The sequence below is a fragment of the Streptomyces lavendulae subsp. lavendulae genome, from assembly GCF_002803845.1.
GTDB lineage: Bacteria > Actinomycetota > Actinomycetes > Streptomycetales > Streptomycetaceae > Streptomyces > Streptomyces lavendulae.
In genome coordinates this window covers 4,198,319-4,211,197 of sequence record NZ_CP024985.1, presented here as the reverse complement: position 1 = coordinate 4,211,197, position 12,879 = coordinate 4,198,319, and the positions used below count along the sequence as shown (strand labels likewise).

10 protein-coding genes are annotated in these 12,879 nt (G+C 73.3%); 4 read left to right on the top strand and 6 right to left on the bottom strand.

The annotated features are described in order from the left end of the window. Window positions 1-31: 31 nt before the first annotated feature. Both SLAV_RS18340 and SLAV_RS18335 read right to left on the bottom strand, forming a co-directional pair. Window positions 32-2,815, bottom strand: a complete 2,784-nt coding sequence (locus SLAV_RS18340) for a molybdopterin-dependent oxidoreductase (protein ID WP_030225527.1) — start codon at window positions 2,813-2,815, stop codon at window positions 32-34. After that, window positions 2,812-3,639 (bottom strand): FAD binding domain-containing protein, encoded by an 828-nt coding sequence (locus tag SLAV_RS18335; RefSeq protein ID WP_030225529.1) that lies wholly within the window; start codon window positions 3,637-3,639, stop codon window positions 2,812-2,814. The genes SLAV_RS18340 and SLAV_RS18335 overlap by 4 nt, the downstream gene beginning before the upstream one ends. A gap of 222 nt (window positions 3,640-3,861) precedes the next feature. Here SLAV_RS18335 and SLAV_RS18330 point away from each other — a divergent pair, with 222 nt between their 5' ends. After that, the gene (locus tag SLAV_RS18330; protein ID WP_030225531.1) at window positions 3,862-5,307 is read left to right on the top strand and encodes a helix-turn-helix domain-containing protein; all 1,446 of its coding nucleotides are present in this window, start codon (window positions 3,862-3,864) and stop codon (window positions 5,305-5,307) included. A gap of 39 nt (window positions 5,308-5,346) precedes the next feature. Here SLAV_RS18330 and SLAV_RS18325 read toward each other — a convergent pair whose 3' ends face one another. Next, window positions 5,347-5,745 carry a TOBE domain-containing protein gene (locus tag SLAV_RS18325; protein WP_030225533.1) on the bottom strand — a complete coding sequence of 133 codons (399 nt, stop codon included), beginning with the start codon at window positions 5,743-5,745 and terminating at the stop codon, window positions 5,347-5,349. 127 nt (window positions 5,746-5,872) lie between these two features. On the opposite strand from SLAV_RS18325, the gene SLAV_RS18320 reads away from it, so the two are divergent. After that, window positions 5,873-7,381, top strand: a complete 1,509-nt coding sequence (locus SLAV_RS18320; protein ID WP_030225534.1) for an MFS transporter — start codon at window positions 5,873-5,875, stop codon at window positions 7,379-7,381. A 330-nt stretch (window positions 7,382-7,711) separates the two neighbouring features. After that, window positions 7,712-8,893, top strand: coding sequence for a S8 family peptidase (locus SLAV_RS18315; RefSeq protein ID WP_030225536.1), 1,182 nt, complete (start codon window positions 7,712-7,714; stop codon window positions 8,891-8,893). Here the strand turns inward: SLAV_RS18315 and SLAV_RS18310 are convergent. Next, entirely contained in the window at window positions 8,877-9,254 is a 378-nt protein-coding gene (locus SLAV_RS18310) for a protease inhibitor I9 family protein (RefSeq protein ID WP_030225538.1), read from the bottom strand. The two genes, SLAV_RS18315 and SLAV_RS18310, sit on opposite strands and share 17 nt — an antisense overlap. A 172-nt stretch (window positions 9,255-9,426) precedes the next feature. On the opposite strand from SLAV_RS18310, the gene SLAV_RS18305 reads away from it, so the two are divergent. Continuing rightward, on the top strand, window positions 9,427-11,043 hold the full coding sequence (locus SLAV_RS18305) for an MFS transporter (RefSeq protein ID WP_030225553.1): 1,617 nt from the start codon (window positions 9,427-9,429) through the stop codon (window positions 11,041-11,043). A gap of 18 nt (window positions 11,044-11,061) precedes the next feature. On the opposite strand, the gene SLAV_RS18300 is transcribed toward SLAV_RS18305, so the two are convergent. Further along, window positions 11,062-11,562: a hypothetical protein gene (locus tag SLAV_RS18300; RefSeq protein ID WP_234333379.1), complete on the bottom strand. Its 501-nt coding sequence runs from the start codon at window positions 11,560-11,562 to the stop codon at window positions 11,062-11,064. A gap of 58 nt (window positions 11,563-11,620) precedes the next feature. Then, window positions 11,621-12,832: an MFS transporter gene (locus SLAV_RS18295; protein WP_030225560.1), complete on the bottom strand. Its 1,212-nt coding sequence runs from the start codon at window positions 12,830-12,832 to the stop codon at window positions 11,621-11,623. Between the last annotated feature and the right edge of the window lie 47 nt (window positions 12,833-12,879).

Genomic DNA, 12,879 nt, shown 5'->3' with positions numbered 1-12,879 from the left:
TTCAGGGGTACCTATGAGCCGCAGTTGGGCGTCATTTGTGGGATTCACCTTGCACCTTCCGGGCGATCCCGCGCCAGACGACGTCGCGCGTCACCGGCAGCTCGGTGAAGCGCACGCCCGTCGCGTCCCGCAGGGCGTTCGTGAAGGCCGGGGCGACCGGGTTGAAGGGGCTCTCGGACATGGACTTGGCGCCGAGCGGCCCGATCGAGTCCGAGGTCTGCATGAAGTGGACCTCCGTGCGCGGGACGTCCGCGTACTGCGGGAGGCGGTAGCGGCGGAAGGCGGCCGTGGTGACCTCCCCGCGCTCGTCCACCCGTACCGTCTCGAAGAGGGTGGCGCCCAGGGCCTGGGCCACGCCCCCCTCGACCTGGCCGCGGCACTGCATCGGGTTCATGACCTGGCCCGCGTCCGCCGCGTGCACGCTGCGCAGGATCCGCATCTCGCCGGTGTCGGGGTCCACGGCCAGGCGGAACCACTGGGCGTTGAAGGCCACCGAGCGGGGGGAGCCGGTCCAGTGGCCCTCGGCCGTCACCTCGTGCAGCTTGCCCTTGTCGTACGCGGCCTCGTACAGCTCCTTGAGGGTGACGGTCCGGCCCGCGCAGTCGAAGGCCTCGGCCCCCAGCCTGCACAGGTGCCGGGCCACGCCCGTGTGGCGGGCCGCGAAGGTCTTGAGGCGTTCCGCGAGGGAGTCGGCCGCCAGCATCACGGCCTTGCCCGCCACCACCGTGCCGGCCGAGCCGAACGCGCCGGTGTCGTGGCGGACCACGTCCGTGTCCGACTGGCGGACCGTGATCCGGTCGACGGTGGTGTTCAGCGCACCGGCGGTGATCTGCTTGTGGACGGTGGTGGTGCCGTTGCCGAACTCGGCCGTGCCCACCGCGATGTCGTACGTGCCGTCGCGCAGCAGGCTGAGGGTGGCGTCGGCGAAGTGCCCGCCGGGCGGACCGGTCGCGATCATCGCGACGGCCGAGCCCGTGCCGGTCAGCCAGCCCTCCGGCACGTCCTCGTGGCTGCGGTCCTCGGCGATGGCCTTGCGGACGACGTCCATGCACTGCTTCATCCCGTAGGAGGCGATGAAGAGGTCCGGCTCGTGGCCGATCGGGGTCACCATGTGGTCGCCGGCGCCGATGACGTTCTTCTCGCGCAGTTCGAGCGGGTCCATGCCGAGTCGCAGCGCGAGTTCGTCCATCACCGATTCGAGGGCGAACAGGACCTGGCCCAGGCCGTAGCCGCGGAAGGCGCCGGCCGGTACGCCGTTGGTGTAGACGGAGTACGCCTCCACCTGCTTGTTCGGCGCCTTGTAGACGGCGAAGGACTCGCCGACGCTGTGGAACATGACGGCCGGGCCGTGGTTGCCGTAGGCGCCGGTGTTGGAGAGCACGCGGATGCGCAGCGCGGTCAGGGTGCCGTCGGCCTTGGCACCGATCTTGATGGTGATCTTGAAGGGGTGGCGGGTGGTGGCACCGTAGAACTGCTCGGCCCGGGTGAATTCGAGTTTCACCGGCCGCCGCAGCTTCAGGGCGGCGAGGACGACGATGTCCTCGGTCAGCATTTCCTGCTTGCCACCGAACCCGCCGCCCACGCGGCCCGCGACGACGCGGACCTCGTCCTCGCCCAGGTCGTAGAGCGCGCACAGCGCCCGACGGGTCAGGAACGGCGCCTGGGTGGAGGAGCGGACGGTGATGCGCTCGCCGTCGCCGTCCTCCTTGGGCTCGAAGTACGCGACGCTGCCGTGGGTCTCCAGGCTGGCGTGCTGCACGCGCTGGGTCCGGAAGGTCTCCTCCAGGACGACGTCCGCCTCCGCGTACCCCTTCTCCATGTCGCCGATCGTGTTGTGGACCTCGCCGCACACGTTGTTCCCGGCGCGGAAGATCCCCGATTCGGGACCCTTGGGGTGGAGGACCGGCGCGCCCGGGAGCATGGCCTCCTCCGGGTCGATCACGTACGGCAGTTCCTCGTACGTGACGACCACGCGGCGGCAGCCCTCCTCGGCCGCCTGCTCGCTGTCGGCGACGACGGCCGCCACCCGCTGGCCGACGAAGCGGACCACGTCGTCCAGGACCCGGGTGTCCATGGGGTCCTCGGTGGGGTGCTCGTGGCGGGCGGAGGAGTACAGCCGGTCGGGGGAGTCGTGGTGGGTGAGGACGGCGTGCACGCCCGGGACCTCCAGGGCGTCGCGGGTGTCGATGGAGACGATCCGGGCGTGCGGGTGCGGGGAGCGCAGCAGCTTCATGTGCAGCAGCCCCGGCACCTCGACGTCGAAGGTGTAGCGGGCGGTGCCGGTGACCACGAGGGGGCCGGCGGGGGCGCCCAGGGACTTGCCGACGGCCTGCCCGGCCCCGGGGCTCTCGGTGTGCTTGACCCCGCGCACCGCGTCCTCGATGGCGCGGTACCCCGTACAGCGGCAGATGTTGCCCTTGAAGGCGCGCGGGAGGTCCCGGAGCTTGCCGTCGTCGTGGGCCGTGCCCTCCTCGGCCTGGAGGGCGGCGGTGGTCATCAGGAACCCGGCCGTGCAGAAGCCGCACTGGAAGCCCTGGGCGTCGAGGAACTGCTGCTGCGCCGGGTGGAGCTCGCCGCCCGGCTTGGCCAGGCCCTCGACGGTGGTGACGGAGCGGCCCTCGGCGCGGACGGCCGGGTAGAGGCAGCTGTGCACCGGCGCGCCGTCGACGTGGACGGTGCAGGCCCCGCAGTCGCCCTGGTCGCAGCCCTTCTTGACGCCGAACCAGCCGCGCTCGCGCAGGTAGGTGCGCAGGCACTGGCCGGCCCGCGGCTCGTCCTCGAAGCGCTGCTCGTTGATCTCGATCCCGTAGCTCATCGGGAACCCTCCTCCAGCGTGAGTTCGCGGCGGATCTCCTCCGCGAGGCGCAGCGCCATGTGCCGCCGCCATTCGGGCAGGCCGTGGATGTCGTCGAACCACTCGGCCGGGCGGACGGTGTCGTCGATGGCCGCCCGCAGTTCGGCGGCGGTCGGCCACAGGGCGAACCAGAAGCGGAAGGGGCGGGTGGTGGCGGCCGAGACGGTCAGGGCGAAGGAGCCGTCCTGGGGGTCGGCCGTGCCGATGACCAGGGCGCCGGAGCGGCCCAATCCGTAGAGGGAGGCCTGGCGGAAGGCCGTCCGGCAGGCCAGTGCGCGGGCCGGGATGCGCACCGAGCGCAGCAGGTCGCCGTCGCGCAGGTCCTTGACGCCCGCGCCGCGGATGAAGTCGGTGACGGCGAGCCGGCGGGTGGCGCCGTCCTGGCCCTGGAGCAGGACGGTCCCGTCGAGGCCCGCGGACAGGGAGATGATCGGGCCGGCCGGCAGGCCGTTGCAGAGGTTGCCGCCGACGGTGGCCATGTTCCAGATCTTGAAGCTGGCGAGGAAGGCCCGGCAGCACTGCTCGATCAGCGGCGCGGCGGTCATCGGCAGCGACCGGCCGAACCGCGAGAGCTCGGTGATGGTGCACGTGGCGGCGATGTCGAGGGAGCCGTCGGGCTGCCAGGACAGGGGCGGCCAGCCCATGCGGGAGAGGTCGACGAGGCGGCGGACGTGGGGCTGCGGCTCGGAGAAGAGGTACGTGCCCCCGCCGAGCCAGGCGTCGCCGGGGCGCCAGGGCTCGCGGCGGCGCGCGTCGCGCACGTCGAGCACCGTGTTGAGGTCCATTTCGCGCCACCAGCCTCTCTGCAACCCGGGCGTTCTCCTCAGTGAAGCAACGGGCAGGGGGCGAAACGACTGGTCCCGGACACGGAAACCAGACGGGTTCCAGCCGTCCCCCTTGGATAATCAACCAAGAGTCATGGGCAGGGGTTGCCCTTGCATTTACGATGAGGTTTCTCGTATTCACCTGGCGAATGTGGGTCACCCCCACCGCAAGGAGTCCCTGCCATGCACGTCCTCGACCTGCTTCAGTCCGACAGCCTCGGTCTCACACTGCTCTGGGGTGAGGAGGCCCTTCTCGGCCATGAGGTCAGCGGGGTCACCTCCACGGACCTGGAGGACCCGGGCCGGTTCCTGGGCCCCGGCGAGCTGGTGCTCAGCGGACTCGTGTGGTGGTCGGAGGGCGAACCGAGGAAGGTGGACCGCTTCGTCTCGGCGCTCGCCGGGGCCGGTGCCACCGCCCTCTTCGCAGGTGAGGAGACCCATGGCGGGGTCCCCGACGACCTCGTCGCCGCCTGCCGGGCCTACCGGGTGCCGCTCGTGGCCGTCCCGGCGCGGACCAGCTTCCGGGCGGTCACCGAGGCCGTCTACCTGCGCCAGTGGGGCGACCTCAGCCGCCGCCCGACCCGGACCTTCGCGCTCCCCGAGAACGTGCGCGCCGAGCTGAGCCGGCTCCTGGAGCACGGGGCCGGACCGGACGAACTCCTCGACCGGGCCTGCGCCCACCTGGGCAGGGTGTCCTGCTACGTACTGACCGCGAGCGGCCGCACCGTGGCGCGCACCCCGTCCGCGCCGGTGATCCCGGCGCAGCGGGTGGCCCCCGCGCGGGACGGGCTGTCGCTGCGCGTGGAGTCCGACAGTTCCCCGTACGACGCCTGGCAGCTGTACGTGCCCGACGCGGACGCGGCGCCCCCGCGGGTGCTCCACGAGATCGCCGAGGTCCTGGCCCGGTACCGGGACGGGCACGCCCGCCGCGCCGCCGCCGGGCGGGCCGCCGGGCAGGCGCTGGTCTCCCTGCTGGCGCAGGACGGCGACCCGGTGGCCCTGGAGGAGGCGCTGGCCGCCGCCGGACTGCCCGCGGGCGGGCCCTACCGGGTGCTCGCCGCCACCTCCGGCGACGCGCTGGCCGAGGCGCTGGGCCACCTGGAGGGCGTCCGCTGGGCCGTCGGGGACTGCGCCGCCGTCCTGTACGACGACCCGGACGCGGGGGTCGACGTCACCGCCGGGCTGCGCGCGGTGTGGCCGCTGCTCCAGGCGTGCGGGGGCCCGGACGCCGACCTGCGCCTGGGCGCGGGCGCGCGGGCGGCGGGGCCGGAGCAGCTGCGGGCCTCGCTGAACCAGGCGCTGTTCACGCTGACGGCGGCGGGTGCCGAGAGCCCCGTACGGGCCGTCGAGCAGCTGGACACCCTGGCGGAACTGCTGGCCGGGGTGCCGCCGGAGGTGCGCGGCGTCTACGGCACGCGGACGCTGGGGCCGCTCGGCGACGGCATGCTGCGGGAGACCCTGGAGGTCTTCCTGGCCAACAACTGCTCGTGGGCGCGTACGGCGGAGGTCCTCCACCTGCACGTGAACACGGTGCACTACCGGATCGAGCGGGTGGAGGCCCTGACCGGCCGCGACCTGTCCCGCCTGGACCACAAGCTGGACCTGTACGCGGCCCTGCGCTGCGGTTAGCCCCCGGGACGGCGGCCGGGCCCGGGAGGCCCGGCCGTCTCAGGGGACGTCCACGTGCACTTCCGTGGACTTCACGCGGGCGGTGACGCTGACCCCGACCGCGATCCCGAGCTGTTCCACCGATTCCCGGGTCACGACGGAGACGATCCGGTGCGGGCCCGACTGGATGTCCACCTGGGCCGTCACCTCGTCGACCCGTACCGCGGTGACGATCCCCGCGAAGGCGTTGCGCACGGAGGTGGCGGCGGCCGTCTCGGGCAACGGGTGCAGGCCGGTGGCCCGTTCCTTGGCGAAGGCGGCGAGCGCCGCGCCGTCCACCACGCGGGTCCCGTCCGGGTTCCGCGCGGCGGGCAGCCGCCCCGCGTCGACCCAGCGGCGCACGGTTTCCGGGCTCACGCGCAGCAGACCCGCGGCCTGCCCGATCGAGTACGACGGCACGCGCGCAGCTTATCCGCGCCGGGATGCCGCACAGGGGGTTGCGAACGCTGTACGCATCGGCGTACGTTGTTCACGACACCGAGCGAACGGTGTACGCAGCAGTGTGGAGAAGGGGAGAGGGACCGCCATGGACGCGCTGGACGGGATCACCACGAGCGGGGCGGCGCGCGATCCGCGCCGCTGGCTCATCCTGATCGTGCTCTGCCTGAGCACGCTCGTACTGGTCGTCGACAACATGGTGCTGACCGTGTCGATCCCGCCGATCGCCGAGGACCTGGGCGCCGGGGCCGAAGCCATCCAGTGGATCATCGAGTCCTACATCCTGGTCTTCGCCGGACTCCTGCTCACCGCGGGCAGCCTCTCCGACCGCTTCGGCCGCCGCCGGGTGATGGTCATCGGACTCGCGCTCTTCGGGATCGCCTCGCTCCTCGCCGCCTACGCGGACTCGCCGGCCCAGCTCATCGCCGGACGCGTGGTCATGGGCATCGGCGGAGCCCTCGTGATGCCGAGCACCCTCTCGATCCTGATCACCGTCTTCGACGAGGAGGAGCGCCGCAAGGCCATCTCCGCCTGGGGCGCCGTCGCCGTCCTCGGCCTGGTCGGCGGCCCCGCGCTCGGCGGCGTGCTCATCGCCCACTTCTGGTGGGGCGCGGTCTTCCTGATGAACGTGCCGATCGCCCTGCTCGCCATCGCCGCCGCGCTGATCCTGATGCCCGAGTCCAGGGGCCCCTGGCGCAAGCCCGACTTCGCCGGCATGGCCCTGTCCGTCACCGGGATGACCGCCCTGATCTGGGCCATCATCGCCTTCCCCCAGGACGGCCCGACCGTCTGGGCCGCCGTCGCCGTGCTCGCCCTCGGCGGCTTCGTGGTCCACGAGCTGCGCACCGACTCGCCGATGGTCCCCCTCGACCTCTTCCGCAACCGGATGTTCAGCGGCGCCAGCTTCTCCCTGGTCCTGCTCACCTTCGCCAACGGCGGCCTGATGCTGGTCCTGACCCAGTACCTCCAGTTCGTCGGCGGCTACAGCCCCACCGAGACCGGGCTCGCCTTCACCCCGCTCGCCGTCGCCACCCTGCTCTTCAACGGCCTCGGCGCCACCCTGGGCAACAAGGTCGGCAACCGGATCATGACCGCCGTCGGCCTCGCCGTGATCGCCGCAGGCTTCGGGCTCCTGGCCACCCTGGAGGCCGGCGACAGCTTCTGGCCGCTGTGCGCCGCCATGACGGTCATGGGCATCGGCGGCGGCCTGGCGATGCCCGCCGCCACCGCCGCCCTGATGGGCGCCGTCCCCGAGGAGCACGCCGGCGTCGGCTCGGCCCTCAACGACACCGTCCAGCAGGCCGGGGCCGCCCTGGGCGTGGCCGTCCTCGGGGCCCTCCTCAGCAGCGTCTACGGCGGTGGGATGCCCGCCTCCGCCCCGGAGGCCGCCCGGCACTCGGTCGCCGCCGCCCTGACCGACCCGGCCCTGGCCGACGCCGCCCGGTCCGCCTTCACCTCCGCCATGTCGGCCACCTTCGGCGCCGCCGCCCTGGGCGTCCTGGCTGCCGCCGGACTGGCCCTGGTCCTGATGCGGGACCGCAAGGGGACCGCCGCCCCGGCGCAGGAGACCGAACCGGTCGCGGCGGGCGCGCGCTGAGCCCTCGTAGGAGACGCCGGGCACGGCGGACGCGCGCGAGCGGTGGGGGACCTTCCCCCACCGCTCGCGCGCGTTGCCCCACTCGTTCGGCGGGGTCCTCGTTCGGGGGAGGGCCGGGGGCCTCGGGGCGGCGGGCGAAGGAACGTTCATCCCCGGGGCCCGGCCGGGTGGTGGGCACGGGAGGGGCGCTCGCGGACTGCCCCACACGGCGCAGCGCACGGCGGCTCGACGACGGGGGAGCCCGCGCCACACCGCCCGATGCGCTTCCGGTGATCGCGGCGAGCTGCTTCGGTACGGGCGTTCCCCCCACCCCGATCGGAGTGCCTCTCCATGCGCATGCCCATGCGTGTCACCGTCGCCGCCCTGCTCGCGCTGACCCCCGTCGCGGCCGCCTCGGCCTCGGAAGCCGCGCCGGAACCGACCCCCGTACCCCTGCACACCTCCGCCAACGCCGTACCCGGCAGCTACATCGTGACCCTGAACAAGGGCGTCGACGCGGCGAAGACCGCCCAGAAGCTGGGCCTGAAGCCGACCTTCGTCTACGGCAGGGCCCTCAACGGCTTCGCCGCCCCCCTCACCCCGCTCCAGCTGGACATCGTCCGCGTGAGCCCGGGCGTGAAGTCGGTCGAGCAGGACGCCAAGGTCATGGCCCCGCCCCAGCCGGCCACGACGCCGGGCACCCGGGCCCCGTCCCACTCCTGGGGCCTGGACCGGATCGACCAGCGGAACCTGCCGCTCGACAACAACTTCACCACCGACGGCAACGGCGCCGGGGTGACCGCGTACGTCCTCGACACCGGCATCGACTACGCGCACACCGAATTCGGCGGCCGTGCCGCCTTCGGCTTCGACGCCATGGGCGACGGCCGCCAGGGCCAGGACTGCAACGGCCACGGCACCCACGTCGCGGGCACGGTCGGGGGCAAGACCTACGGGGTCGCGAGCAAGGTCAACCTCGTCAGCGTCCGCGTCCTCGGCTGCGACGGCCGGGGCACCTACTCGGGGATGATCGCGGGCTTCGACTGGGTCGCCAAGAACGCCAAGCAGCCCGCGGTCCTCAACGGCTCACTCGGCGGGGACAGGTCGCAGGCCCTGAACGACGCCGCGACCGCCCTGTCCGACGCGGGCGTGCTGCCGGTCGTCGCGGCGGGCAACGACGCGAAGGACGCCTGCTTCGTCTCGCCCGCCTCCGCCCAGCGCGTGGTCACGGTCGCCGCCAGCAACCAGTACGACGAGGAGACCTCCTTCTCCAACTACGGCTCCTGCACCACCCTCTACGGGCCCGGCGAGGGCATCGTCTCCGCGAAGCTCGGCGGCGGCAGCGTCGCCCTCGACGGCACGTCGATGGCCTCCCCGCACGTCGCGGGGGTGGCCGCCCTCTACAAGGCGGCGCACCCGAAGGCCGACCCGGCCGAGCTCTACGAGTTCCTCGAAGGAGAGTCCACCAAGGACGTGCTGACCAAGATCGGCAAGTCCAGCCCCAACAAGCTCCTCTTCACCAACGGCCTGTAACCGAAGGCCCCACCGGCGCCCCGACGGCCTCGCCGTCCCGCTCGACGGCCACCACGTCGGGGCGCGCCCACAGCGCCGCCACCTGCTCCGGTTCCAGGTCGGCGGCGAACCCGCGGACCGTGTCCCGGTAGACGAACCGGACCCGCGTGACCCCCGTCTCGCGCATCACCCGCTCCGGATCGGCGCCGGGGGCGAGCGTCACGACGTACGGCTCGGTGGCGCGGCCGTCCTCGGCGCCCGCCGGCCGCTGGAGCTGAGACAGGGCGACAGGGACCCCGGCCCGGGCCTGGGCCTGGGCGACAGGCGCCGCCCCCACGGCGGCTACGCACAGCAGGACGGCAGCCAGGACGGTACGCGGCATCGCACGAGGCATCGGACGCACGGGGACTCCCCTTCGACGGCGGGACAACAGCGGCTACCCGCTCCTTCGGCGCCCGGCCACCACCCCTTGAGCCCCCTCACCGCCGCCAACCGGCGTAACCCGGCGGCGGGTCGGGGGGCCGCCCCCCGGGGTCGCTGGGACGATGCCGCCCATGGGAACCGCGGCGGGTACTCCGGACACCACGGCCAAGGGACGGGTGGTCCTGCTGACGCTCGCGGCGGGACAGTTCCTGATGGCGCTCGACAGCTCCGTCATGAACGTCTCGATCGCGACGGTGGCCGCGGACGTGGGCACCACCGTCACCGGGATCCAGGGCGCGATCACGGCCTACACGCTCGTGATGGCGATGTTCATGATCCCCGGCGGCAAGGTCGGCGCGATCATCGGCCGCAAACGCGCCTTCGTGATCGGCTGCGTCATCTACGGCTGCGGCTCCCTGACGACGGCCCTGGCCCCGAACCTCACCGTGCTCCTGATCGGCTGGTCGTTCCTGGAGGGCGTGGGAGCCGCGCTGATCCTGCCCGCGATCGTCGCCCTCGTGGCCGGCAACTTCGGCGTCGAACGCCGGGCCGCCGCCTACGGACTGGTGACGGCCGCGGGAGCCGTGGCCATCGCGGTCGGACCGCTCATCGGCGGCATCGCCACGACGTACTTCTCCTGGCGCTGGGTCTTCGCGGGCGAGGTCGTCATCGTGCTCGGCATCCTGGTCCTCGCCCGGCGCATCGCGGACGCCCCGGCCGTCACCCGCCCCCGGTTCGACCTCGTCGGCAGCGTGCTCTGCGCCCTCGGCCTCGGCATCTTCGTCTACGGAGTGCTGCGCTCGGACGAGTGGGGATGGTTCCGGCCGAAGCCCGACGCCCCTGCCTGGCTCGGGGTCTCGCCGGTCGTGTGGCTGACGCTGGCCGGCCTGTTCCTGGTGTGGCTCTTCCTGCGCTGGGAGGCCCGCCTCGTGCACCGGGGCAAGGAGCCGCTGGTGGACCCGGTCCTCCTGCGGAACCGGCAGCTCACGGGCGGTCTGACGATGTTCTTCTTCCAGTACCTCGTGCAGATGGGGGTGTTCTTCCTCGTACCGCTCTACCTGTCGGTGGCCCTCGGCCTGTCCGCGCTCCAGACCGGCGTCCGCATCCTGCCCCTCTCGCTGACCCTGCTGGCCGCCGCGGTCCTGATCCCGCGCCTGCTCCCGGACGTCTCACCACGACGGGTGGTGCGCTCCGGGGTGCTCGCGCTGCTCCTGGGGGCGGTGGTGCTGATGGGAGCGCTCGACGCGGACGCGGGCGCGGAGATCGTCACGGTCCCCCTGCTGCTGATCGGACTCGGCATGGGCGCCCTGGCGTCCCAGCTCGGCTCGGTCACCGTGTCCGCGGTGCCGGACGAGCAGAGCGCCGAGGTCGGCGGCGTCCAGAACGCCGTGACCAACCTCGGCGCCTCGATCGGAACGGCACTCGCCGGGTCGATCCTGATCGCCACCATGACGAGTTCCTTCCTGGCGACCGTCCAGCAGAACCCGGCGGTCCCCACCGAGGTCAAGACCCAGGCGACCGTCGAACTCGCGGGCGGCGTGCCCTTCCTGTCGGACGCGCAGCTCAAGACCGTCCTCGACGAATCGGGCGCCAGCGCGGAGGTCTCCCAGGCCGCCCTCGACGCGAACGCCGACGCCCGCCTCGACGGGCTGCGCGCCGCCCTCGCCGTCCTCGCCTTCGCCGCGGTCGTCGCCCTGTTCTTCACCCAGCGGATCCCGGACACCCAGCCCCGCGCGAAGAACCCGTAGCGGTACGGCGTCCCCGTCTCAGTGCTTGACCAGGACCTTCGCGCCCACGAGGGCCAGGCCCATCAGCAGGTTGACCAGACCGGTCAGGGCGATCAGGCGGCGGGTGGCACCGACCCTGACGAGGGCCGCGGTGGCCCAGCCGATCTGCTGGGCCAGGGCGACGCAGAGCGCGACCCACCCGGTGCCCTCGGGCCCGAGCCCCAGGGACGGGCACACCAGCACGGCGATGGCGGGCGGGATCGAGACCCCGGCGATCGGCCATTCCCGGTGCGCCTCGTGACGGACCATCTCCCACGACAGCGCCTGGTGGGCCAGCCGGTCGCCCACGACGCGCACGTAGACGTGCGTCACCCAGAAGACCAGGCCGGTGGTGATCAGCATGACCACGAGCTGGAGCCGGGGAAAGGCGCCGAGCGTGCCCGCCGTGGCGATGACGGAGGCGGCGAGGAGCGAGCCGTAGACCGCACCGGAGTAGTCCCGGGCCGGCGTTCCCGCCCGTTGGAAACCGCTTTGTCCCATGGGACCCAGCATGCCGAGCGGCCGGGGGCGCACGACGGCACCGCGCCGGGCCGTCCGGTCAGGCGGTCCGGGACGGGCGCCCGGGCGCCAGGACCCCGGAGGCGGCGCTGACCACCAGGCACAGCACCACCGGCAGCAGCAGCGCGGGGCCGAGCGGGACGAGGTGGGTCAGCGGTCCGATCACCGCCGGTCCGGCGAGCATCCCGAGGTAGCCGAGGCCCGCGACGCGGGCGACGTTGGCCCCGGCGGCGGCCGGGTCGGCGTGGCCCGCGGCGCTGAAGAGCTGGGGGACGCAGCCGGACAGGCCCGCGCCCAGTACGGCCCAGCCGGTCAGCGCCGCCGGGACGTTCGGGGCCAGCGCCGCCAGGGCCAGACCCGCCGCGGCGACGGCCGAGCCGGCGCGCAGGACGGCCGCCGGGCCGACGCGCCCCGCCACCCGGTCGGCGAGCATCCGTCCGGCGGTCATGGCGGTGGCGAAGGCCCCGTAGGCGAGGGCGGCGGTGCCGGCGGGCGCGCCGAGGACGTCCCGCAGGTGCGGGGTGCTCCAGTCGTTGGCGACGCCCTCGCAGAGCATGAGCAGGAAGGCGAGTGCGGCCAGGATCCGGATGCGGCGCGGGGACGCCGTGGGGCGGACCGTGGTGACGGGGCCGGTGGTGAGGGGGCCGATGGCGGCCGGGTCGGAGGGGGTCGGGTCGGAGGGGGTGTGCGCGGGCGCGTGGGGCAGCAGGAGCCGGGTGGTGCACGCCGTGACGACGAGGCTCCCGGCCGCGGTGGCGCCCAGCACGGCGGCGGGGCTCCAGCCCCGGTCGAGCACCAGGGCGCCGGCCAGGGCGGCGAGCACCCCGCCGACGGAGAACGCGGCGTGGAAGGCGGACATGAGGGGCCGGTCGTAGCCGCGCTCCACCTCGACGGCGTGGGCGTTCATGCTCACGTCCAGGGTGCCGTTGCCGATCCCGAGGAGCAGCAGGGCCGCGCCCAGGGCGGGGGCGCCGTCGGCCAGCCCCGGCAGGACGACGGCCGCGCCGCACAGGGCCGCGCTCGCCGGGAGGACCCGGCGGGCGCCGAGACGGTCGGTGAGCGGCCCGGCCAGGCGCATGCCGAGGAAGGCCCCGGCGCCCAGGAGGAGCAGGAGCCGGCCCAGCTCCGCGTGGCCGATGCCCGTGTGCCGTTCCACGACGGGGATGTGGACGATCCACATGCCCATGAGGAAGCCGTTGAGGAGGAAGAAGGCGAAGGTGGCGCGCCGCCCGTTCCGCAGGGAAGTCTCCATGCATTCGAACATAACAAACATGATTGATGTTCGGAATCTTGCTCTTC